The following is a 23,892-nucleotide window of genomic DNA, read 5'->3' as shown; positions in this document are numbered from 1 at the left end:
CATGAAGGTAGGGAACGTCAACATGCGTATCGTGAGAAAGGGGGTCAAGCACCTTAGGCTGGCGGTCTGCCCGCCAGCCGGTGAAGTCGTGATCACCGCCCCTTTGGCCATGGATGAGGAAGCTGTGCGGCTGGCTGCGGTACAGAGATTGAGCTGGATTCATGACCGGCGCAGGGAATTCGAGGATCAGGAGCGTCAGAGCCGGCGCACGTATGAATCGGGGGAAACGCATTATTTTCTGGGCCGCCGCTATCGATTGAAAGTAGTTTATATCCGTCCGGGGAGCCCCTACAGTATGGAGCGGAAGGGAAAATCCCTTATGATGAACGTTTATGCCGATACACCCGCCGGCAATCGGGAAGAACTCCTGCATGCGTGGTATCGTCGTCAGCTGCGGGAAATGGTAACTCCCTTGCTTGCCAAATGGTGCAAACGCCTCGAATTGACGGTACCAGTATTCACGATTCGCAAAATGAAGACGAAGTGGGGTTCCTGTGCTCCGGATGCTCATCGCATCCAGCTCAATATGGACCTGATCAAAAAGCCGTCTTTATGCATCGAATACGTCGTTTTGCACGAACTGATTCATTTCTTTGAAGAGAACCACACCCCCCGATTCAAGGCTCTTCTGGCAGCTCACATGCCCACGTGGGAACATTTGAAGGATGTCTTAAACCAGGCTCCGCTGGACGAAGAGGTTTGGGAGGGGATGACCAAATAAATGGAGCCTTTTCCAGAATGCCCGTTGAATGAAGATTGGAAGCTTTTTGTCTTTTTACCTCGTTAATTTGAAAGATTCATTGTTCTGAACCGGAGATCCCAAATCCGTCTTATCTGAAATTTTCGGATTGCGGGGAGTTCCGTCCGGATAAGAGGTTTTGTAAATACCGAATTCCTGTGCCTTTTTCTCCAGAGCGTGAGTGACGTTGTTGGAAGCGGCGTTGATGCGGAGGCGGCTTTCACTGATGTAGGAAGGATTGTGGAGGGGATGGGGGAATATCCTTGGCAGGAGCTGAGGGGATGACGGCGGGAGGACATCGTCGGAACAGGAACCGGGATGATTCTGCTTCCAGCTCCGGAACCATGCGGGTGAAGTCAGATGTTTATATTGCTGGGCAAGACCTTTTCCCTTGATGGCATACACGCGTTCCGCCGCCAGCAGGGTCATGTTGTCAAACTGTTGCTGCTTGCGCCATACCTGTCTGATTTGTTCCAGATCTTCAGCGTTTCTGGCGGCGTTGATGGTTTCCAGCATCTTCCGGACGGAAGTTTCCTTCTTGTTGGCCAGATTGAGGAACATGCAGCTATAATAATCATGAAATTCCCGGGATTCCCGGTTGAATGCCGCGATTTCCGGATTTTGAAGCAGTTCTTCGACAAGAAGATCTTCAGGAGTTTTCCTGATCTCTTGCGTCAAAACGCCTGTCTCATAAAGTCCCCAGGTAAGCGTTCCCCCTGTGACGAGCATCACGGCGGCTATTGTCACAATTCTGCTCCGGAGTCTTCGCCTCCGATCACTGCGAAGGGCATGATTCATCCCGGTCAGCCACGCTTCTGGAGAAAGAGACCGTTCCTCCCTCTTCAGGGAGAGGTTTTGAACAAGAAGACAGCTTACGCATCTCAGGGATTTCTCTTTTTGGGCCAGTGATACCAATAACTCTCCCGCATGTGCTTCACAGACCTTTCCGGACATGGTGTTCCAGGGATAGGAGGTCATCAGTTCATAAAAGCACGCTGCCAGGGAGTATTGATCCGCCCGGATGTCGGGTGCGGCGTCTTCCGTGAACAATTCCGGAGCCGAGTATGCGGAATGAGCCAGGATATTGACTGTGCCATGAGGAGGGCGCAGAGAAGCGGTGCCGAAATCGGCCAGAACGGGTTGGCCTTCCCCGGTAAAGAGGATATTGCCCGGCTTGATATCCAGATGGACGATGTGATGTTGATTCAGACAATCGAGGGCCGAAACCAGAGTCTGAAGCCATGAGAGGAGGGTGCGTGGAGGAATGCGTTTGCCTGAGTGGATGACCTCCCGCAGGGTTCCGCCCTCAAGAAGAGGCATCACATAAAAACAGGTGGTGGGCGAAAGGCTGAATACCCGATGAATCCTGATGATGGAGGGGTGCTCCAGAGAAGCGATCAAGCGGGCTTCTCTGATGAACTGGTCAACAGAATCGGTAAAGGTATGAGCTACTTCTTCGTTCAGCGGAACCAGAAGGTGAGTCTCTGAATCTCTGCGACAAAGCCCCTGGGGATAATGTTCCTTGAGGACGACCTTTCTGTCCAGCGTTCTGTCATGGGCCAGATATGCGATACCGTTCGCCCCGTGGCCGAGGACGCGCTCAATGGCGTAAGGACCAACTTTTTGACCGGGAGGAAGGAAAACGGGGGCTTCATGCATGGCGGATGAATGATTCGATCATGCCCCGGCAGTACGGAAAAAATCAATCCTTGTCTTTCGAAAATTCCTCGCGTTCGATTTCATCGACCAGGGAAGGAGAGGCGGGAGTCCCTTCGCGAACAATCTCATTGATTTTTGTCGACAGAAAATCGGTCAGCGTCATCTTGCTGTCGAGGGCCTTGCACTCCAGAGCCGCCTGGACATCCGGCGGCAGTTGAAGGATCACGCGGGACTCCGTTTCCACCTTCACGGACGGAAGAGTCACGGGCATCTCCGTCATCAGGGAACGGATGATGTGTTCCTTGACCTCCGGAATCTTTTTCTTGGCCATCCAGTTGTAGACGGTCACTTCACTGACGAAGCATTGCTCAGCCAACCACTTGTAGTCCAGCCCACGGGCCTTGAGCCAACGCTTGACGTCGGCTTTCAACTCCATCTGCGGTTTGGAATCTGAACTCATATTCGTGATACTAGCTTTTCCGCTATTGCGCGTCAATTCCCAAGAGGCGAATGCCGGAAAAACCATCGTTAGAAGAAGGTGAATGAGTGATAACAAAGCTCTCTGAAAAATATCTATTTTTCCATAATAGCTATAATACTATTTGACAAAATGGGGTGGATAGATATAAAAAATATCCGTATGGCGAATATGCAGTGCGATATCACCGAGCTAATCGAGAAGCTAAGCGATGAAGCCAGATTGTATCTTCTGAAACGAATGGCCTCCCGTAACCTTTCTCTCCGGCAAGTTCTCCTGGAGCTTGTCATCGGGATAAGCAGAGAGGCTGCGTCCGGCTCGAAAGAACAAGAAACCGCATGTTCCGCCTGTTTCATTCCTCATTTAACCTCTCACCCAAAAGCCCTCCACCAATGAAAACATTTTGCATCTCCCTCATGGCTTTGATAGCCGCTTTCCTCTGTGTTCCGGCAGCCCATGCAAGTCTGTCATCCCCGGATGCTTCCCCGTCTGCCAACGACTACACCGCATGCCGACAAAGAGATGGAGTCAAAGTTTGCCCCGCTTGCAACGGCAGCGGCAAGTTCGGCAACACCACCTGCATCCACTGCGGCGGCAAGGGTATCGTCCGTACAAACGGGCAGAGGATGTAAGCCATCTCACCCGATTCTAATTTCTCCTCGTAGTCAGAGAAGAACCGCAATTGAAAACGAGGGACAGGAGCAACATGACTACGAAAACAGAATTTCAAATGAATGCCTTCATAACCTTCATTATTCCTACCTAATGGATCATAAGCCCTTTCCTTTGTATGTGATTGGAGAAAGATACAGTGTATTCCTCTCTGACGTAGGCGAACAGGTCCTTTCCAAGCTCTACAAGGGAAGAACTGATGTAGTCGTAAGGATTAAAAAAACCTACGATGAAGAGGAATGTTTACCTTATTATAAAAAAGAAGATTTTATCTCGAATCAGCAAGTGAACGAGTCAACCGCTGGGAAAAATAGAGATTTAATAGCCTTCAGGAAAGGAGTTACATGTTTAGCGCTCCTAGTATGGGGGTGTGTTGGAATCTCATCGGGAGGCCCCGGTTTTTTGAGTATTATACCCATTGGTGGTTTTCTGGCATGGCTGTGGGGTAAGAGTAAATAATCTCCCCGCAATCATTATCTCTATAATAATCATAGTTACTCACCTTTCACAACATGAAAATAATGAACTGGACACATATCTTTATCTACATTCTTGTTGCATTTACCTTACCCATTTCGGCGTTATCCGACACGGAGCCGTTACCCGATTTTAACGTATTAAAGAAACAGGCTGAAGAGGGAGACATGGAATCCCAGTTTCAATTGGGCAGATGCTATGCCTTCGGTACAGGAACGGACAAAAATGGTAAGCAAGCTGCTCTCTGGTTTCGAAAAGCGGCGGAACAAGGGCATGCCAAGGCTCAATACAATTTGGGAGTAGCATATACGACAGCCCTTGGCGTTGATCATGATGATGCCGAAGCTCGCAAATGGTTCCTTAAATCGGCTCAGCAGGGATTTGCAAACGCCCAATTCAACATGGGGCTACTGGAAGCTAAAGGAACTTCAGGAACAAGAAATATGGAACAAGCCTTCGGATGGTTCCTGAAAGCGGCCGAACAGGGATTGCCTCGTGCACAGTTTATGACCGGTTTCTTCTATTCTTCCGGAGAAGGATGCCGGAAAGACCACGATGAAGCCATGAAATGGATTTCAAAGGCGGCGGAACAAAATGATACGGAAGCCTTGTTATGGCTGGGTGATTCCTACGCCTTGAATGATGATATGAAGAAAGCCTTTTCACAGTGGAAGAAAGCGGCCGATCTCAATCATCCCAAGGCCTTGTATATTCTGGCCCAATGTTATGAACAGGGGAATATGGTGGAACAAAATGAACGGCAGGCTTTCGAGTTGTACCGGAAAGCGGCGGAATTGGGTCATATCCAAGCCATGAATGCCTTGGCACTTTACTATCTTAACGGGAAAGGAGGAATTCCGAAAAATCCTCAACTTGCCATTTCCTGGCTTACAAAAACAGCGGAACAAGAGGATGCGTATGCCCAAAACTTGCTCGGGATGGGATATTTATATGGGTTAGGAAATATTCCCCAGGATCTGCAACTGGGGGCACAATGGACACTCCGGGCGGCTCGTCAAAGGGTTCCTGAAGCTCAGTCACGCGCCGGTAGTATGTATTTCACGGGCATGGGAGTTGAAAAAAATATGAAAAAAGCCGTATCCTGGTGGGAAAAAGCCGTCGCTCAGGGAGAGAAAAGAGCCCAATTCAGTTTAGGTTTATGCCTTATTGATGGAAATGGAATCGGAAAGGATCCGGAAAGAGGAATCAAATTGATTGAATTGTCGGCGCAGCAAGGAGAAGTGGCTGCACAACATTACATGGGGCTTTTTTGTGCTCAGGGAACATTTGGCATGAAAAAGGATATGGAAAAGGCGATCTCCTGGTGGGAAAAGGCAGCCTCTCAAAATAACCCTGCCTCACTATGTATTTTGGCTCAAATTTACGAAGAAGGCATCCATAAGCCCAGAAATGAGGAGATGTTTCTTCAGTTATACCGTAAAGCGGCAGAAGGTGGAGACGCCATTGCTCAAAATGCGCTCGGTCATTTTTATACGCTCGGTCTTCACGGTTTTCCCAAAGACCCGAAGCTTGCCTTTCAGTGGACGCTTAAATCGGCAGAGCAAGGTAATTCCAGTGCCATGGTCAATTTGGGGTATTTTTATGAAGTAGGAGATGGTTCAACCGATCCCAAACGCGTATTTGACAGGCCTTACGGTATCGTCCCCAGAGATTACGACAAAGCTGCCGAGTGGTACGAAAAAGCAGCGGTTCAAGGTCATGTTCGTGCGCATTTTTACCTTGCTACAATTTACAGGCTCAAATCAGACGATAAAAAATACATGGAATATCTTGCCAGGGCTGCGAACCTGGGAGATCCGGAAGCTCAATTTGAAATAGCGAACACTTTTCAAAGTATCGGCGATCGTAAATCCGCCGTGACCTGGCTCATGAAAGCAGCCGAGCAAGGATTTACCAGAGCACAAGTTAATCTTGGCTACTGTTATGAAATGGGTGATGGAGTTGCCAAGAACCTTGATAAGGCGGCTGAGTGGTACAATAAAGCGGCCAATTTGGGAAACGGGGAAGCAAAATACTTATTGAATAAACTTCTAGAAAAACATCCGGCTTCCAAAATTCAAAGTGTGGAGAAAAAATGTAATCCTAACTAAAATAGACAGGAGTTTTTGTTTAGGAAAAATTTACGTAAAAAATGAAGAATTTTCTTCCATAGCTTCCGTCCACCAACATCATGAAATGCATTTTTTCTTACATCATCGGATTATCAGTTTTTTCGACCTTATTATGTGAAGGCGCCGGTATCGTCGCCTGGAAGGATCAAGCTTTCCATGAGGACTCCATGGCCAAAATAGCAACGTACAGCAGGAGAAAGCTGAGTGGAAACAAAGGGATATTCAACGTAAAGGGAAAAGATATTTACCTGCCTGAGAATCTCTATTGGTACATTGATATTCCCAATGGCCTTCCTTCAGAACTCTCTGATTCGGTTCAATATGAGATGCTCCTCAAGCAGAAATATGAGATGGGCGTTTTTCGGAAACGCTTTCCGAAGTCTTCAGCTATTCTCGATCCATGGCTGAAGCGATTGCAGGAATACCAGGACAACTATGATTCCGGAAAGCGTTTTGTCAATGGCGTCTGGATGGAAAAATTAACCTATGAGCAACAGCAGGCCGCACAGAGGGAGAAGAGGAACCAACGATGCTTGCAAGAAGAACAGAAGAGAAAAGAGGCAGATAAAAATACTGTTGGGACGGATTCCAGGTCTGCCGGAAGAGAAGAAAAAACCCGGATACCGTACGCGGACGGTTCCTTGAAGGAAATAAGCGGAGGGAGTGTCGAGGGGGCCAGGACAGTCGTCAAAAGATTGGAGCAGAGTAAAAAGTCCTTGGATCCCGCAGGGCGGAATCAGGCGGAGCAGGTCATTCAATCCATCAAACGGCTTTTTACCGCGCAGTCTGCTTACAAAAAGGCCTTGCAGCAGCAAGCTGGAGCCAAGGCCAAAGCGGAACAATATGAACGCCAGGCGGAGAATAACATGAGGCCGAATCCATTGACGGGAGAGCCTAACTCCTATATGGCCAATCGTGCCCGTAAGCAGGCAAGAGAGATTATCCTGAACGCGGAACATGCTCTTATTAGTGGAAAGAGGGAACTTCTCCAGGCGTTGAAGCAAAGCGATACTCTGGCCTGCACCTTGTATAAGACCATTCCTCAGGACGCGGAGAGTCTGGCTCTTGCCGTTGCGGCGATAGCCGAGTCCTATCATGGAGAGATAGATTTCAGAAGCCGGTTTGAGGAAGTCAGGGATAAAGAGGACAGACGGCAGGAAGAAATTGCCCGTGAACAGGAAGAAAGGGAACAACAGTTAGCTCGTGAGAAGAACAAGGAAGAAAAATTTCAGCAAGCAAGAGCGAGAAAAGAACAGCGTCTGAGAAAAGAGCATATCGCCCGTGAACAGGAGGAAGAACGGGAAAGACAGTTAGTCGCCATGTTGAAAAACAGTTCGGCGGACGCGGAAGTCCTGGCCGCTAGAGTGGAAGATCTGTCCAAAGGAGATTATTATGAACTCATGCTGAATTGCATTTTGAGGGATGATGTTGATTTGTTTGACAAGATTGTTCATTCCGGGAAAGGAGACATCAATTATAAATATCCGGAAAGGGATCACCTTTCATTATTGCAATGTGCCGTCATGTTTGAAAAGCCGGACATAGTTGAAATCCTTTTGGAGAATGGATGCCTGGTGGAAAAGAAAGATTTTTTGCCTATCTTAAAGGCTGTCAAAGATGGAAAGTTTAATGAAAAAATGGAAGAAATCAATAGGTTACGCCAAGCATTTGATCCGGAAATAAACAGATTGGTGAATGAACGCGGTAAAGGTAAAATAAATGAAAATTCTTGGAAATCCGTCGTGGATCAATTCATGTCGGATAATCGTGAATACAAACCATCCCGCGCCGTGTGTGAGCATCCTTTTTTAAAATCACGAACAGCCTGGTTTTATCATCGACTTGCCGAAAGTAATTCAGTCTTCTATAAAAAAGCCTTCAAGTGGTTTTCAAGATCGGCGGCGGCAGGAGTTCAAGGCGATTCATTTATATTAGCCTCTCTCTATTACAAAGGAGAAGGAACACAAAAAGATTTAAAACAGGCATTGTTTTGGATGGAAAAAGCCGCAGCCCAAAGTGATGAGCTTGCTATTAAAGCATTACCCAAAATACGAAAAGAAGCAGAAGAGAACATGGATGCGGTAAAAGCGCCTTCCACACTGTCTCATCCAACAGTTCCGGACAGGCCCGAGGCTCCTGCAACACCTCCCGTCAAGTACATGAGCGATACCGACACCAACAGGATGATATATCGCACCTTGGGTTCTCCTGACCCACGAGCCTTGGAGGGAATTGACGAGAAGAACAGGAACGTCATTCAGACGTCCACGGACCCCGTCGAGATCTCAAAGGCCGCCGAGAAAGCTTACGCCGACAAGGGAACCATTGACCCGGCCATGCGTCAGTACCTGACCAACATGGCCCACTACCGTGCTCTTTCGAATAAAACAGGACAGGGAACAGCCTATCACCCCAGTTTGTCCAGAGCCTTTCCTTCGTTACCTACTGTCATGGAAATGGGAGATGAGGTATGGGCGGAAGAGGTTGATAAAATGATAGGCACTTCACAAGAAACCTATGACCCTAATTTGTCTCTGGCATGCAGGCAACGAGCCAGGGACATTATCGAAGCGAGAAGCCGCATTATGGGTGGTTCCATGGATCGCCCGGAAGATATTTATCGGAGACTTGGCATTTCAGAAGATACGGATCCTGTTTCAGAGGACACGAATTGTAGCCCGCTTTCCGGGATGGCTCTCCCGTTGATTTTTCTGGGGCTCCTGATTGTCATTCCTTTAGGAGTTTTTTGCAGGTTGTGCAGAAAATTGTAACAGCATCACGGATATTAGAACTCAATTTTCAAATCAAAGATGAAAAAATATTTTATTTGCGACGATTCCGGGAATCTGCAAGGCCCCTATTCCGAGCATGTGCTTCAAGTTCTCCATGAAGAGGGTTCCATACGGTCTGATACCCGTATTCGTGAAACCCAGTCTTCTGAATGGGGCACATATTCAGACATTGCGGCAAAAGTTTTGGAGGGCAATCCCCGGAAGGAGGCTGATGAATCCTCCTATCTGATTGCGCTGCCGGATGGAGACACTGAAGGCCCTTACACCAAAGAACAAATGAAAGCCCTGTATCGCAACGGTCGTTTGGCCGGATCCCTTCTTTGCTGCAAGACGGGCGCATCCTCATGGGAAGCGCTTGAAACGTTAATCGGGGAAAATGTTCAACAGACTGCTTCTCCTGAAATCACAGGAGGAAGGAGGGAAGGCTCCCGTTCTTCTTGCTCAAGCGAAGATGACAAGAATTCTCATTTAATGCCGGAAATGCCTCCTGTGCCCAAAACATCGCCTCCATTAGAAGAAACCGCTTCATACGGCAATCTTCCGTTGCAGGATGAAAGAGGTACTCCCTCTGGGCAGAGGTATGACATGAGAGCGTTCTGGACAATGGCCATGCTGTATCTTTTGTCCCCGTTGCTGATTATAGTGGCATCAGCAACCTATGCAGGTAATGCCCGGGTTAGCCTAACGGTTATAGGTATAGGAATATTATTCTTTTTGTATACTCAGATTGCATTGCTGATCAATACATGGAGGGCGTGGAAATGCATACAGCCCATTGCCCGGTATGGTCGTCGCGTCCCCTCAGCGGGGCAGGCTGTGGGGCTGTTGTTCGTTCCCGTATTTAATTTATACTGGATGTATGTCTGCTTTGTCGGATTAGCCGACAACGCCTCCTGGCTTGCCCGGGCCTCCCGGCAAACCAGCCTCCGGCTGAAAGCATGGCCGATGTTTGCCTTCGTGCTGTTTTCACAACTCACCTTTGGAGGCAGTATCATTACTGGAGCCCTCCCTGAATTTAGACCATTTTCTGATCTTCTTTCCTGGCTTTGGATCCCATGGCCGATCGCGGTGTTCTGGTACACGGAAAGAATTATTCAGGCATTTCCACGTCCTCAAGAAAGGAAAAAGAAATATTCACAACAAGAAGAGGCAAGATGAAATCTTATTTGATCAAACTGCCGGACGGAACTCAAATGGGGCCGTTTCCATGGGAGAAGATAGATAAACTATATGCTTCCCGAAGAATCAGCGGAGATGATCTGGTATGGACGGAAGGAATGCCGGCATGGCTTCCTCTTCGCGAAGTTCAAAAAAAGAAGGACGAACCGCATTCACAACAGGCGGGTATATCAGACGCTTCCAGACCGGGGAAGGAGGAAGCGTCTTATTTTCTTTCATCGGGCGGAGAAAGCCGCAAGGGACCCTATACATTCAAGGAAATAAGCAACTGGTACGCGACCGGACAGCTTTCTCCTGAGGCGTTCCTGTGGAAAGAGGGAATGGCCGAGTGGGTAAGAGTAGGGGAATTTATCAGCGGCTATCAGGAGGAAAGCTCCTTCTGGGTGGGGGTTTTTGGAATGCTATCATCTCTGACCGGCCTTTCTCCCGTAGAAAGATTCAGTTTGAAAAGCATATTCAAAGGGGTATTCCGCCGCAGGACGGCGCAGGAAAGGATAGATTTTTTTACGTCAGGCGGGTCGAAATCTACCCCGGCGCTGGAAGAAATATCTACGGATTGGCCTTCGCCATGGCTCTTCACCCGCATTCTCGCGCTTTCCCTGTTGATGTGCATCGGGTGGGAACTCATGTTTGAGGCATTTAATAACGCTCCTGTAGTTTCTGGTACCGCTAAATTAGGTGGGTTGTTTTCCATAAGTTTTGCTGTGCCCTTTTCCATTCTTGTCCTGTTTGCGGAATTTAATGTCAGAAGGAATATCTCGTGGTATTCGATTATCGTCCTGGTGTTAGGTGGAGGGATGTTGTCTTTGATTGTTACAATGATTTTGAACGAGCTTTCCGGGAATCCCAGAGATGCTTACTGGGCCGGTCCCATTGAAGAAGCCGCAAAACTTGTTGTTGCCATTTTCTTTGCCCGAAAATTCTTTCTGAATGGGCAAATTTTAAACGGCATGTTGTGTGGAGCCGCTGTAGGCGCCGGTTTCGCTGGTTTTGAAACAGCAGGTTATATTATTATGTATGCTGAATATGGTTCCGCATTAAACACGGCGGTACTGAGAGGAGGAATCCTTGCTCCCTTTGCTCATGTTCCCTGGTCGGCAATCATGGCCGGAGCGTTCTGGCTTGCGATGAAGAAACAACGGCAGAATAACATTCCCTCCATTCTTCAACCCTCTTTTTGGCGAATTGCCGTTATCCCGATAGGGCTTCACATGTTTTGTAACAGTCCTTTGTTGGATAAGTCGGAATTATTGCGTTATGCAAAATGGGGGATATGTGCCGTCATTTGCTGGAGTATGGTCTTTTTACTCCTCAATGCAGGATTAATCCAGGTCAGGCAAGCCAGGGAACATAAAATAGACCTTTAGTATCATGTGCCGATATACTGTGTCCTCGTTATGCGCCGGCGCTGTTTTTGCCAACAGGCCGGGGATGCTGTATTCCTGTAGCGAGGATATTCTTCAAGTGTGGCAATTGAGCAACAGTCATTATCCATCTTTCAAGTTCCTTCCCCAAAAGGGGGCAATGGCTGATCAAGCTCATCATTCATGGGCAGGTGCTGTCTCTGATAACCTTTACGCCATGCCGTATGTTCCTGCCGGGGGAACGCATTTCACCAACAAGGAAAACAACAATGAAAAACAGACCATCCATTACTAAAGAGGAGGATCATAAAAACAAGGAAGTGCCGGACATTTGTCTCGGAGAAACTGCCGCACACTATCATGATGAACTTATCAGGTGCATCGAGCAGGAGTGCGGCCCATCAATTCCCCATGTTCATGATAAGCCCGTCCTTTCGAGAAGGAGCAAGGCGCTTGCCTTCTTTCTTTTGTTCATCCTTTTAATGACCGTCGCCATTGTCTGGCATTGCTTTGCAAACCGAGCAGATCGGGATATCTATGAATATCAGCATGTTCCTGAAAATGATCTTATACGGTCACAGATAGCAATTTCATAGATCCGTAAGAAAAACAGGAATAATGAATACTAGCCCGACAATGACTGAAGAGGTGGATCTCCTATCATGAAAGACAACACCATTTAATAACGCCGGCTTTCCAGTACCAAGATTGCTGTGTTAAAATAAAACAAAGCGTTGACGGGTTTTTGTCATCTTTACCCGTGAGTGGGTGGGGAAAAGAGATGAGAGAGCAGAGGAAGAAAATAATAAAAATACCACACATTCATAATTATATCATATTTTTTTGATAAAAATTAAAAATGTATGATATAAAATCAAAAAATATATTTCAAAAATAGCAGATGTAATGGAAAAGGGGGTAAATACGAACCACCATTCTGTAATTGATATTACTAAGCAAGAGTCTCAAATGTAAGATTTTGAGGCAAAAAGCGTTGACGCACCTTTTGTATAATAAGGCGTTGATAGTCAACAAAATCTTACCCTAACTCAACATCGATCCAGTACAACATAACCTCATAATATCCTTAAGCTACCTGTTTGTTGGACAAAGTCCAACAAAAATCCGAGTCATAATAGATTTATCCTAAAAGTAACATGAAAATCATAGAAGGTGCATTTGTCTCTGCTGAGACATTATTGAAGAACTAAGGGGCATTTGGGAATGTCTGGAGGTTCTTCTTGCCCGGCAGGCTGCCGAATCTGGTTTTGTCATCTGGGCAAGCCAGGCTACTCTTGCCAAGCGTTACGATACGAGTAAATCGACCATTGCAAGTTACTGACAGAAGCCGTGAGTTCAAATCATGTCAGGATGATCCGTCCCCATGGGGGAGTTCAGAAGTATCATGCCGCTGAATTTGACGCTTTCATGGTGTCTATTTCTCTTCCCTCTCACAAACAAACTAAAAATAAGTGAGAAGAGAAGAAGATATCCCAGGACTTATGAATCGGTAGGAAGTGTTATGCATTCCGGTCAGCGTAGAAATCTTCTTCGGGAACGATGTTCCAAAAACGCTCCGCCATCTCTTGATCCACCCCAGACAGATTCATGTAACGGTGCATGATCTGGGTAGAGCTGGAGTGTCCCATTTCCAATTGAAGCCGGGGAATGTCTCGATGAGTAAGGACATGGTAGCTGGCGAAGGTGTGGCGCAAGGCGTCGTTAGGCCATCGTTTCCCATTGGCATCCCATCCCGCTCTATAACGAAGCCCTGCCCATCGGACGGGCCACTGGGGCGGGCATATGGAGTTATCCTCCTGATGAGGCGCTATGCGCAACCAAGCCTCTAATGCCGCACATATACTTACTTGACGTGTCCCTCCCGTTTTTGAGGCCATACTGCGTACTTTGATGACTTTTGACGGAGTGTCCAAAAAGATGTCATTCCAGGTCAGCCGGGTTACTTCCTGCGGGCGAATTCCGGCAAACGTCATGATCGCGAGCGGAGCCAGGCAACAGGCCAAATCCAATCTTGCACCTTCTACGGTTTTCTTTCTCGTTTTGGGCTGAGCCTTCTCTTCCGGCGATGGTGGACGGCACGCCATAAATAAGGCCTGTATTTCTTCCGGAATCAAGGGATGGATTTCATGTTCCTGAATGGAAATAATGTCAAGGGCTTGAGCCGGATTGTCACGGCACCATTTCCTCTTGATACCAAAATTGAAGATACTGCTGAGGATTTTCCGTGCATCATTCTTCTGCTTATCAGGTTTGAAGGTTTGGGAGATCATCTGCCGGCAATCTTCCGTCGTGAGCTGAGAGAGCAATGTCACAGCGAAATCCGGACAGCATTTGCCGATGCGTCCGGTTATGTAGCGGATCTGTGCAAGCGTACTTTCCCGACGCTTCTGAACTTCTTGTTTTACTTCCAGCAGCCTTGATACTGCGTCACAAAAAGGGATGGATTTGCTGTCTCTCTTTTCCTGCTCCAGCCCCATCCGGACAAGCCGTCCGATTTCCGAAACTTCCTGCACCAGTTCCAGCACCGGGGCCATTCCTTTCACAAAACCGAACACATCCATGCCATAAGGCTCCAGAATGTCCTGCGCCTCCCGGAACAACTGAGCCTCTGCCGCAGAAACCTGGAACACGCTGCTTCCTTCCGCATTCCTTCTCGTTCGCAACTGAGCGGCAAAAGCGTTTCCTTCCCGTTGTGTCGTAAAATAACGATTCTGCCTCTTGCCTGTTTCCGACAACTCCGCCGGTATGGAAACACGGTAGACCGCTTTCCTGTTTTGAGCCTTGCGTTGTTCATCAAGAACGCATCGTATGACGAAAGGTTTGGGCATTGCCTCTTTGTAGCACATTTCCACGACAGGGTCATGCCTTGAATTCCGTCACTCCCGGAAGAAGTCTTCAAAAACGGAAAAATGACGGGGGTCATGTAAAATGTCTCCTCAAAAATGCTCCTGTAACATTCAAGGTTGTACATGCGACTGTAAATGTGGCTTTGGAAGAGCGATTTCGGCTACCAATGGCTACCAAACGTGTTCCGAATTTTGCGAATTCGTGCCTGATTTTGATAATGGCTATAAATTGGAGACCTTGCAATCCGGGTAAAGGAAAACCTCTTAATTCTTTCAAATTAAGAGGTTTATCAATTGGTGCTCGGGAGGGGACTCGAACCCCTACGGTTTATCACCACTAGATCCTTAGTCTAGCGCGTCTACCAATTCCGCCACCTGAGCATGGAGGCCTTAAGGCGGGGAGTTTTTAGCGCAGAGAAATGAAAATATCAAGCTTTTTCTTCTTTTTTATCTTTCCGGGCCCGTTTTTGCGGACAGGTTTTTCTTACCGGACCGGGAGGGAGGTTGTCGAGGGCATGATAGCAGGGCGCAGAGTAACGGCTCCGGTATCATATTTTTCCGAGGGTTTGAAGAGCCAGCCGGGGGTGGTGTTGGCCACCTCAAACCTGGTCGGTTTGAAGATGGGCAGCCTCAGATTGGAATTGGGTTCGTAACCGTATTTGCCCGTGTATTTGCCGTATACCCTGTATTCATAGTTGTTGTCGTAGGCGTAGCGCGGATTTCCGGTGTATTCCGGCAGGCGGTCCGGGGTGCGGCAGGCGCTTTCATCCATGATGACGAGTTGGGCCGTTCTCCAAGTCTGGCCTGGCTGGCGCAGGTATCCCCAGAAGCGCGTTGCCGGTACATGGTAGCGGCGGCCGACGAAGTAGTTTCCCCTGGGTTCGCGGGCTATTTCCGCATTGCGGGCGTTGATGCCGGCAATGTCTTTTTCCAGGGTGTTGCACTGGGTCAAGGCGGGAAGGAGGGCGGCCCCCAGCAGGGAAAGCAGGAGTTTGTTCATGATGACGATGGTGTTTTTTTCTTATTTAAGAGCATTTGAATGGCGGCGGAAGCCGCAAAGAAGCCAAAGGTTCCCGTGATATGGGTGACGGAGCCGAATCCGGCGTCACAACCCATTTTCCCCTGGAATTCCGGATCACGTGTGCAGGAGGTTGTTCCGTCGCAGGTAGGATATACGGGCGTTTCTTGGGAGAAAACGCAGGGGATTTTCAGTTTCCGGGCTTTTTCTCCAAGCGGAAGGGCATAATCTTTTTTCAGCCTGTAGCGTAAGCTGGAGAGCAGGGGATCCCCCCTGGTGCGGGAGAGGTCGTCTATTTCTATCCGGGCGGGATTGATGCGCCCTCCCGCGCCGCCGCAGGTTACCAGCGGTTGCTTGCTGCGGTAACAGGAGGCGATGAGGTGGGCCTTGGGTATCAGGGAGTCGATGGCGTCAATGATGACGTCCGGTTCCGCCGACAGCAGTTTTTCCGCGTTGGAGGCCGTGTAGAAATTGCTGATGGGAATGACTTCCGCTTCCGGGTTGATTTCCCGGATGCGTGTGGCCATGGTTTCCGTTTTGGATTGCCCGATTGTGGACGCCAACGCATGTATTTGCCGGTTGGTGTTGGTAATGCAGAGGTCGTCCATATCCATCAGAATGATAGTGCCTACGCCTGACCGAGCCAGGGCTTCCGCCGCCCAGGAACCTACACCCCCAATGCCGACGACGGCTATGCGGGCGCTTCTGAGAAGAGATAGTCCGCTGTTTCCGTACAGGCGGCCTATACCGCCGAATCTGGCTTCATAGTTCATGACCACGTGTCTGTTCCAGAGTATGGGAGATTAAGGAGAATAAGGGCGCCCGGGTTTCTGTCCGTTGCTTCATCCTGAAAATATGGAGACGCGGGAAATCCTTGGATTCCGGACGCCACAGCCAGCTTCCCGTTATTCCGGGAAGGGGGGGCGGGACGCCGGCAGCTTTTTCCTTCCGCAAGTGTGATGGAGGGCGTCCGTTGAAACAGGTTTTTCTTATAATCCGCATCCTGGCCGCGCTTCACGGGGTTTCCGCCATGTCCGGAACATCCGCAGAGCACCGCCACCGGGCACGGGAAGAGGAATGCTGCTGAAGCATGCATATCAGGAGGCCGGTTTTTCCACGATTTTGCTGATGCGGGCGATGCTGAGCGCCCTGCCTGTGGCTTCATCTATTTGCACGACGGCTCCGCAGAGGCGCACGGGCCAGTTCGCTACGGGGAATTTGGCCGGCATGGAGGTGCGGAAACGCTGGAGAATAGGTTCCCGTTCCCGTCCCAGCACCCCGACGGCGGGGCCGCACATGCCGGCGTCCGTCAGGTAGGCCGTGCCGCGCTCCAGAATGGTTTCATCCGCCGTCTGCACATGGGTATGTGTCCCGACGACGGCAGAAACCAGGCCGTCCAGATTGTAGCCGGTGGAGATTTTTTCACTGGTCGTTTCCGCGTGCATGTCCACAAAGATAACCCGCACGCCTTTTTCTTCCCTGAGTCTTTTGGCTTCCGCTTCCGAGATGAGGAAGGGGTTTTCCAGCGGCGGCTGAATGAATGAGCGCCCCTGAACCTGCATGACGGCTATTTTCCCCTTGGGAGTTTCCACGACTACGCTCCCGTGCCCCGGTGTTCCCTGCGGATAGTTGACGGGACGCAGCACCCGCGGTTCGGATTCCATCCACGGGGCCAGCTCCGCCTGGTCCCAGACATGGTCTCCCGTTGTGATGACATCCACTCCGGCGTGCAGCAGTTCCTGTGCCAGACGGGGCGTGATGCCTCTCCCGGCAGCCGCGTTTTCCCCGTTGACGATGATGAAGTCCGCCCCGTGTTCCCGTTTGAGTTCCGGCAACATGTGCTTCACGGCGGTGCGTCCGGGTTCGCCGACCACATCGCCTATAAAGAGTATGGTAATCATGATTGGGACGGAGCTGGCGCAGATGGCGGTTTTTACTGTTCTTCCCTGGTGACGGGCACTACCAGAACGGGCACGGGGGATTTCCGCATCACGGAGCTTGCGACGCTGCCCAGAAAGACGGTGGAGAGGAAGCCGTGGTTATGCTTGCCCACCACGATCATGTCGATGTGGTGTTTTTCAGCATAATTAATGACTGCTTCGCTGATTTCAAATTCATCTTCCACCGCCTGGATGATCGTGGCGTCCGTCAGCCGGGAGAGTTTTTCCGCCGTTTGTTTCAAATGGTTTTTGGCGATGGAAATAACTTCGTTTTCTTCCGTCTGGTCCATCACGGGAACGGGCACTTCATCCGGCAGAACGCCGGAAACTTCATAGCAAATGCTGGGTTCCACAATGTGGAGCAAATGGATGATGCTGTCGTTGGGGCAGGCCAGTTTGCCGATTTGGTGGATGACGGCGTCCGTGGCGTTGGAGAAATCAATAGCTACCAGAATATTCTTCATATCTTTCTGTATAACATTCCGTACTTTTCCATGCCACAAAAAAACGTGTGCTGCCCCGGCTTTCCCGGGTGTTCCGTTTTAGGCCAGCCCCACGGCGCGGCGCACCCTGTCCAGCACTACAGAGGCCGTCTCGCGCGCCTTGCGGGCGCCTTCTTCCAGCGTCCGGCGCACATAGTCCTGATTGGCTTCCAGTTCCGCCCTGCGTTCGCGAGCGGGCCGGAAGTATTCCCAGTAAGCGTCAAAGAGGCGCTTTTTGAAGTCTCCATAGCCGCATCCCCCGTTCTGGAAATCGCGCACCATGTTTTCATAACCCTGCGCGGAGGCAAAGAGTTTGTAAAGTTGCAGGATGACGGAACCTTCCGTCGGCTTGGGATCTTCCACGGGGGTGGAATCCGTAGGGATTCTCATGATGAGTTTGCGGACAGCTTTTTCCTCTCCGAAAATAGGAAGCGTGTTATTATAGCTTTTACTCATTTTCTGCCCGTCCAGCCCCGGAACAATGGCTGTGCTTTCCGCAATAAGCGCATCCGGAAGTTTGCAGGTGCCTTCTCCGAATTGTTCGTTCATTTTGCCCGCCAGGTCGCGTGTGACTTCCAGATGCTGTTTCTGGTCCTTGCCTACGGGCACCAGGTCGGAGTCATACATCAGGATGTCGGCCGCCATCAGCACGGGGTAGGTGAACAGGGCGTTGCTGGGGGAGAATCCCTTGGCAATTTTATCTTTGTAGGAATGGCAGCGTTCCAGCAGGCCCATCGGACAGACGGTGCTGAGTATCCAGGCCAGTTCATTGACTTCCGGCACGGCGGACTGGCGGAAAAAGACGCATTTTTCGGGATCCAGGCCCACGGCCAGAAAGTCCGTAGCGAGGTTGCTGCAGTTTTCCCTCAGCGTGTTCGCGTCGTGAACGGTGCTCATGGCGTGGTAGTCCGCCAGGAAGTAGAAAGATTCTCCGCTTTCCTGCATGCGGACGGCCGGTTCCATGGCTCCGAAGTAGTTGCCGACATGCAGCTTGCCGCTGGGTTGAAGACCTGTGATGATACGCATTGCGCGCGGGATTTTGCCTGTTCGCGCCCGGCAAGTCAAGAAAGGGGAGAGTCAAAGACAGGAGGGGCCGTCGGCTGGATTTTTTTCCGGCATGTGCCTGCCTCACGAGATGCGTTCAGAAGGGATGCCTCTTCTTATTTATGGAATGTCCGGAAAGGGCCGGTCAGCGTGGAAAAGGATGGGGGTAAAATTACTCTTCCAGCGCCTCCAGTACGTTATGCACACCGTCCGCAAAGCTTGGGTAGAGCGGTTCCCAGCCCAGGGCCAGAAGGCGGGAGCAGGAAATCCTCTGGTTGGAGAAGCCCCGGCGCGCTTCCGCCGGGAGCGGTTCAGGCTGCGGAGCGGGTTTCCCCAGCAAATTGGAAAGGTAGGAGTATATTTCTCCCATTTGCATGGGGGTGCGGTCCGTCAGGTTGTAAATGCCGGCAGGCGGTTCCCGCAGGGTGCAGAGCAGGTGCAGGGCGGCTGCGGCATCGTCCCGGTGGATGTAATTGAGCCATCTGTCCATGGCTCCGGGGAGGGCCGTCCCCTTCGTGACGTACTGGGAGACGAGAACACAGCGGCCCGGCCCGTACAGGGCTCCCAGCCGGACGACCGTGCCTCCCGCTGCCAGGACCGTCTGTTCCGCCTGAATAAGAAGCCCGTTTTTTCCGGAGGAGGGATAGACATTGTGTTCCTCCGTAATCCAGCGTCCGTCCGTGATTCCATAGACGGCGGTACTGGAACAGAAGATGACCGGCGTTCCGGGAAAGGCTTCCAGCGTGTTTCGCGTCCCATTGGCGTAAAGGTTGCGGTAGGCTTCCTCTCCGCCTCCCCTCGTGCTGGCGCACATGACGATGATCTGGGGGGAGGGGATGCGGGCGGCCAGCCCCTGCATGGAGGCCCGGTCTGCAACGTCGGCTTCGTAAATGGCTTTTTGCGGGTCAATATCCGCCGTCAGGGCCGTATGTCCCGCTTTCCGCAGGCTTTCCGCCAGGGCTTTTCCCAGATACCCTGTTCCCAGAATGAGAACGATGCGGGGATTCTTACACAGAAGGCCGGTCATGAGTCATTGCGGAGGTGCTTGAGTTCCATTAGCATTTCAGCGCGGGAAATGTCTTCCGGCCATGTGATTTTGGGATTGGGCTCATGATTATGCACCAGGCGCGTAGGGTGGCCGATGAGCTGCAGGGCGGTGACTTCATCCGTTACCTGGATATTCCGTTCCGTGACTTCCACATAAGCGTCCAGCAGAAGAGGGTATTGGAAGACCTGCGGGGTTTCCATGCACCACAGGCCGTCCCGTTCCACCTGTTCCGGAATCGTAAAGCGTTTTTTATCCGCACGCTTCAGGGTATCCGTTACGGGATGTGCGGAAGCGGCCGCCCCATATTCCCTGGCGGTTTGAATGCAACGGGAAATTTGCTCCACCGTAATGAGCGGGCGGGCTCCATCGTGCACGGCCACGAATTCCGGGGTATAAAGCAGGGCTGCCAGTCCGTTCTGCACGGATTCATGTCGTTCCGCCCCTCCGTCCACACGGGTAACGGGTATTTCCGTTTCCAGGTCTGCGCCGTTAATGGCATGAAAACGTTCTTCCGGGCAGACGACTACGATTTCCGTGATTTCCCGGCAGCTGGCAAAGGCGCGGATGCTGCGTTCCAGCACCTTGACTCCGTGCAGGGGGGCCAGCAGCTTGTCAAATCCGGCGCGCCGGGAGGACCCGGCCGCAACGATGATGGCGGCGCAGCATTTCATGACAGTCTGGCTGACACCATGCGGGCCAGCTCCTTGCCGTTGACTCTGCCGGCCGTGCGTTCCTGCATGAGTTTCATGACCTGCCCCATGTCTTTTTTGGTAGAGGCTCCCGTTTCCTTCATCACGGTTTCCAGAATGGCTGCCGTTTCTTCTGCTGTGAGTTCCGCGGGCATGAACTGTTTGAGGACGGCGATTTCAGCTTCTTCCTTTTCCGCCAGTTCCGGGCGTCCGGCGGAGCGGAATTGCTCCGCAGAGTCCTCACGCTGCTTGATTTGCTTGCGGACTACGGCCAGTTCTTCCGCTTCTTCCAGCAGGGTTCCCAGACCTCCCTTGGCGATGGCCGTGTTCGTGAGGGCCGTCTTGAGGGCGCGCAGGGTATTGAGGGTAACGGTGTCTTTTGCTTTCATGGCGGTTTTCATCCCCTCCATGATTTGGTCGGAAATCTTGTTCATATTTCCATTAACTAAGCGCATCTCCAGATGTACTTCAAGCCGTAAATTGAAAAAGACCGCCAGCGCAGGAAATACCGCGGCGGCCCGGATAAGGGGAATAAAAGCGGAACAGCCGGGTTTATTTTTTTCCGCCAATGGGCATGATGTGGATTTTCTTTTCCGTCATGCCCGGAACCACCATCATGGAGTCATACAGGATAAAGTCCGCCGCTCCTTCAACTGGGCCGGTAGCTACCGGGGCGGAACGCCCCGTCTTCAGATCCAGCCTGCGGACAGCTTCCGGTTTTTTATCTTTGGACCAGTCGCTGTAGTATAGGGCGTTGTCACGGTACACCAGCCCATCGTACTGTCCCCGTTCCTTGGAAAGTTCCGTGACCTCCCGGGAAACGGGGTTGATGGAGAGCAGGCGTCCGCTGGGTTTGCCCTTTTCATCCGTTGCGTATTCGCAGAGGTAAATGACCTTTCTTTCCGGATCCCAGGCCAGGCCGTTCGGCTTGTAGATGGGCTGTTTGGTCACCAGTTCTCCATAAGAGCTGGTATTCGTGTCCACATAGAAAATCTGGTTGGTATCCGTGGAGGAAACCATGAGCCTGCCATTGATGAACGCCAGGTCATTGAGGAATTTCATGCGGGACGGGGACAAGTCCACGTATCCTTCAATAGCGCCGGTCTTGGCGTTTATCTTGAAGACCATGTCCACGTCTGTGCAGTAAAGAAAGCCGTCCTGATACAGTAACCCCTTCGGCGCGTCCAGGGTATCTACGTCCGTGATTTTTTTCGGCTCTGTGGAACCGTGCGGAATGACGCCCAGATAGCCGTCCTTGTCTTTTTCCGTAGGCGTGAGCCTGGAGCCGATGCAGGTGAAATAGATATTGCCCTCGGCATCCGCCGCCACGCTTTCCGGATGTCCGTCAATGGCAATGGTGTTTTTTTCCAGGGCGGGCAGCGGTTCGGCGGGTTCCGGCTGTTTTTTTGCCGGCGGTGCGGCCAGCGCGCTGCACGCCAGGCAGAGAAGGAGTGGTGTCGCTTTCATGGGGTGGTGCGGTATAAGAGTCTTGATCCTTATGACATGGGAGCAATGGAAATGCAAGCCCTGTAGAGGATGATAGGCTGCCGGGCAGAGTCGCGCCCCGTTCGGGCGAACGGGGCGCTTTCCGTGTTAGATGGTTCCAGAATCCAGATTGTTGGGCCGGGGCATGTTTTCCATGCGGATAGAGCGGTTGACCGCGTTCAGGTAGGCGCGGGCGGAGGCCTCAATGACGTCTGTGGAGGCTCCCTTGCCCACAATGGGCTTGGGCTGCCCGAAGTCCACATGAACCGTGACTTCTCCCAGAGCGTCCTTCCCTTCGGAAGCGGCGTTGACGCTGTAGCCTTTCAGCGTGCCTTTGCGCTTAGTGATGCGTTCAATAGCCTTGATGACGGCATCCACGGCGCCGTTGCCTGTAGAGCTGTCTTCAAATTTCTTGCCTTCCTTGAGCAGTCCCACCGTAGCCGTGGGACGCGCGTGGCTGCCCGCCACGAATTGCAGGAAGTCCAGTTCCCATAGGCCGGTGGAGGCATGCAGGGAGTCGTCCACAATGGCGGAAAGATCATCATCATAAACGAATTTTTTGGAGTCGCCCACTTTCTTGAAGCGTTCAAAGACGGTGTTGACTTCCTCTTCCGTGAGGACATGGCCCAGCTGTTCCAGCCTGGATTTGACGGCAGCGCGCCCGGAATGCTTGGTGAGCGGGAGTTCCGTGGCGCCCCAGCCGACCGCCTGCGGGTCCATGACTTCATAGGTTTCCCGGCAGTTGAGGATGCCGTGCTGGTGGATGCCTGAAGAGTGGGCGAAAGCGTTTTCCCCCACGATGGCTTTGGACCGCTGCACCTGCATGCCGCTCATGCGGGCCACGATGCGGGAAGTGCGGACGATTTCCTTCGTGTTGATGTTGTCCGTGACGTCTCCGAATTGCCCGGCGCGGGTGCGCAGGGCCATGATGACTTCTTCCAGAGCCACGTTTCCGGCGCGTTCGCCGATGCCGTTAATGGTTCCTTCCACCTGGCGGGCTCCGGCGCGGACGGCTGCCAGGGAGTTGGCTACGGCCAGCCCAAGGTCATTGTGGCAATGCACGGAGATGACGGCTTTGCCGATGTTCGGCACATTTTCTTTCAGGTGGCGGATGATGCGGTAGAATTCGTCCGGAGTAGTGTAGCCCACAGTATCCGGAATGTTGACGGTCGTGGCGCCGGCGTCGATGACTGTTTCCACGACTTTGGTCAGAAAATCCAGGTCTGTGCGGGAAGCGTCCTCCGGGGAAAATTCCACATCCTGCACGAATTGCTTGGCATAGGATACGCCTTCCGCCGCCATGCGCAGAATTTCGGATTCCGCTTTTTTCAATTTGAACTGCATGTGCAGCTTGCTGGTTGCCAGGAAGATGTGGATGCGGGCGCGTTCCCCGGCGGGTTCCAGGGCCCTGGCCGCCGCTTCAATATCCGCCTTCACGCAGCGGGCCAGCCCTGCGATGCGGCATTTTTTGATTTCGCGGGCGATGGTGTGCACGGCTTCAAAGTCGCCATCGGAGATGCAGGGAAAGCCGGCTTCAATCACGTCCATGCCCAGCCGTTCCATTTGCCGCGCCACTTCCAGCTTTTCGCGTAGGTTCATGGATGCTCCGGGGCATTGTTCTCCATCGCGCAGGGTAGTGTCAAAAAAATAGATTTGATCGGACATAGGTTAATGATGTTAAGCGGTGGCATGATAATGTTTTGCTCCGGTAACGCAAGCCCTACGCGCTGCATGCTTTCACAGAGCGTCCGGGCGGCGGAAGAGAACCGCCGGAGCAAAGAATGACGGAACCTCCCTTTGCCTAAAAGGAGGAGCTTTGTAGGATGG

The 23,892-nt window shown here is 51.3% G+C and carries 20 protein-coding genes and 1 tRNA gene; 7 read left to right on the top strand and 14 right to left on the bottom strand.

What is annotated here, in order from left to right; translation table 11 throughout:
• Positions 1–22: 22 nt before the first annotated feature.
• Positions 23–721, top strand: coding sequence for a SprT family zinc-dependent metalloprotease (locus BHW66_RS06270; protein WP_286688963.1), 699 nt, complete (start codon positions 23–25; stop codon positions 719–721).
• 54 nt (positions 722–775) lie between these two features.
• Here BHW66_RS06270 and BHW66_RS06265 read toward each other — a convergent pair whose 3' ends face one another.
• Both BHW66_RS06265 and BHW66_RS06260 read right to left on the bottom strand, forming a co-directional pair.
• Positions 776–2,398: a serine/threonine-protein kinase gene (locus BHW66_RS06265; protein ID WP_102732794.1), complete on the bottom strand. Its 1,623-nt coding sequence runs from the start codon at positions 2,396–2,398 to the stop codon at positions 776–778.
• A 43-nt stretch (positions 2,399–2,441) separates the two neighbouring features.
• Positions 2,442–2,858, bottom strand: a complete 417-nt coding sequence (locus BHW66_RS06260) for a hypothetical protein (RefSeq protein WP_102732793.1) — start codon at positions 2,856–2,858, stop codon at positions 2,442–2,444.
• Between the two features lie 540 nt (positions 2,859–3,398).
• Between BHW66_RS06260 and BHW66_RS06255 the strand changes: the two genes are divergently transcribed.
• The 6 genes from BHW66_RS06255 (at position 3,399) to BHW66_RS06230 (ending at position 12,088) form a co-directional block, all read left to right on the top strand.
• Positions 3,399–4,007: a hypothetical protein gene (locus BHW66_RS06255; protein ID WP_128154216.1), complete on the top strand. Its 609-nt coding sequence runs from the start codon at positions 3,399–3,401 to the stop codon at positions 4,005–4,007.
• A 62-nt stretch (positions 4,008–4,069) separates the two neighbouring features.
• Complete coding sequence (locus tag BHW66_RS06250; RefSeq protein WP_286688962.1) at positions 4,070–6,136, top strand: tetratricopeptide repeat protein; 2,067 nt, start codon at positions 4,070–4,072, stop codon at positions 6,134–6,136.
• A gap of 80 nt (positions 6,137–6,216) precedes the next feature.
• Positions 6,217–8,928, top strand: a complete 2,712-nt coding sequence (locus BHW66_RS06245; RefSeq protein WP_237970295.1) for a hypothetical protein — start codon at positions 6,217–6,219, stop codon at positions 8,926–8,928.
• Positions 8,929–8,967: 39 nt separating this feature from the next.
• A complete protein-coding gene (locus BHW66_RS06240; protein ID WP_286688961.1) occupies positions 8,968–10,107 on the top strand; it encodes a GYF domain-containing protein in 1,140 nt (379 codons plus the stop codon).
• Positions 10,104–11,495, top strand: a complete 1,392-nt coding sequence (locus tag BHW66_RS06235; RefSeq protein ID WP_286688960.1) for a GYF domain-containing protein — start codon at positions 10,104–10,106, stop codon at positions 11,493–11,495. Before BHW66_RS06240 ends, BHW66_RS06235 begins: the two co-directional genes overlap by 4 nt.
• Before the next feature lie 266 nt (positions 11,496–11,761).
• Positions 11,762–12,088: a hypothetical protein gene (locus tag BHW66_RS06230; RefSeq protein WP_102732786.1), complete on the top strand. Its 327-nt coding sequence runs from the start codon at positions 11,762–11,764 to the stop codon at positions 12,086–12,088.
• A 924-nt stretch (positions 12,089–13,012) separates the two neighbouring features.
• On the opposite strand, the gene BHW66_RS06225 is transcribed toward BHW66_RS06230, so the two are convergent.
• The 12 genes from BHW66_RS06225 to BHW66_RS06170 all read right to left on the bottom strand — a co-directional run bounded on the left by BHW66_RS06225 (position 13,013) and on the right by BHW66_RS06170 (position 23,730).
• Positions 13,013–14,074, bottom strand: a complete 1,062-nt coding sequence (locus BHW66_RS06225; RefSeq protein WP_164907777.1) for a site-specific integrase — start codon at positions 14,072–14,074, stop codon at positions 13,013–13,015.
• 580 nt (positions 14,075–14,654) lie between these two features.
• Positions 14,655–14,740 (bottom strand) — tRNA-Leu (locus BHW66_RS06220).
• 103 nt (positions 14,741–14,843) lie between these two features.
• Positions 14,844–15,359 carry a hypothetical protein gene (locus BHW66_RS06215; RefSeq protein ID WP_046436086.1) on the bottom strand — a complete coding sequence of 172 codons (516 nt, stop codon included), beginning with the start codon at positions 15,357–15,359 and terminating at the stop codon, positions 14,844–14,846.
• Positions 15,356–16,150, bottom strand: a complete 795-nt coding sequence (gene tcdA / locus BHW66_RS06210; protein ID WP_102733850.1) for a tRNA cyclic N6-threonylcarbamoyladenosine(37) synthase TcdA — start codon at positions 16,148–16,150, stop codon at positions 15,356–15,358. Before tcdA ends, BHW66_RS06215 begins: the two co-directional genes overlap by 4 nt.
• A gap of 324 nt (positions 16,151–16,474) precedes the next feature.
• The gene (locus BHW66_RS06205; RefSeq protein WP_031929972.1) at positions 16,475–17,278 is read right to left on the bottom strand and encodes a TIGR00282 family metallophosphoesterase; all 804 of its coding nucleotides are present in this window, start codon (positions 17,276–17,278) and stop codon (positions 16,475–16,477) included.
• 32 nt (positions 17,279–17,310) lie between these two features.
• On the bottom strand, positions 17,311–17,781 hold the full coding sequence (locus BHW66_RS06200; RefSeq protein ID WP_012419131.1) for a universal stress protein: 471 nt from the start codon (positions 17,779–17,781) through the stop codon (positions 17,311–17,313).
• A gap of 78 nt (positions 17,782–17,859) precedes the next feature.
• A complete protein-coding gene (gene trpS / locus BHW66_RS06195; protein WP_046436091.1) occupies positions 17,860–18,825 on the bottom strand; it encodes a tryptophan--tRNA ligase in 966 nt (321 codons plus the stop codon).
• Between the two features lie 190 nt (positions 18,826–19,015).
• Entirely contained in the window at positions 19,016–19,870 is an 855-nt protein-coding gene (locus tag BHW66_RS06190; protein WP_102758813.1) for an NAD-dependent epimerase/dehydratase family protein, read from the bottom strand.
• Positions 19,867–20,562 carry a 2-C-methyl-D-erythritol 4-phosphate cytidylyltransferase gene (gene ispD, locus BHW66_RS06185; protein WP_046436092.1) on the bottom strand — a complete coding sequence of 232 codons (696 nt, stop codon included), beginning with the start codon at positions 20,560–20,562 and terminating at the stop codon, positions 19,867–19,869. Before ispD ends, BHW66_RS06190 begins: the two co-directional genes overlap by 4 nt.
• Positions 20,559–21,014, bottom strand: a complete 456-nt coding sequence (locus BHW66_RS06180) for a GatB/YqeY domain-containing protein (protein ID WP_022198625.1) — start codon at positions 21,012–21,014, stop codon at positions 20,559–20,561. The genes ispD and BHW66_RS06180 overlap by 4 nt, the downstream gene beginning before the upstream one ends.
• Before the next feature lie 118 nt (positions 21,015–21,132).
• Positions 21,133–22,047, bottom strand: a complete 915-nt coding sequence (locus tag BHW66_RS06175) for a hypothetical protein (protein ID WP_046436094.1) — start codon at positions 22,045–22,047, stop codon at positions 21,133–21,135.
• Between the two features lie 126 nt (positions 22,048–22,173).
• A complete protein-coding gene (locus BHW66_RS06170; RefSeq protein ID WP_046436096.1) occupies positions 22,174–23,730 on the bottom strand; it encodes a 2-isopropylmalate synthase in 1,557 nt (518 codons plus the stop codon).
• Positions 23,731–23,892 lie beyond the last annotated feature (162 nt).

It is taken from the genome of Akkermansia sp. 54_46 (genome assembly GCF_001917295.1).
Lineage (GTDB): Bacteria > Verrucomicrobiota > Verrucomicrobiia > Verrucomicrobiales > Akkermansiaceae > Akkermansia > Akkermansia muciniphila.
Note: the sequence above shows the minus strand (reverse complement) of the source record. Positions and strands in the feature narration are given on the sequence as shown.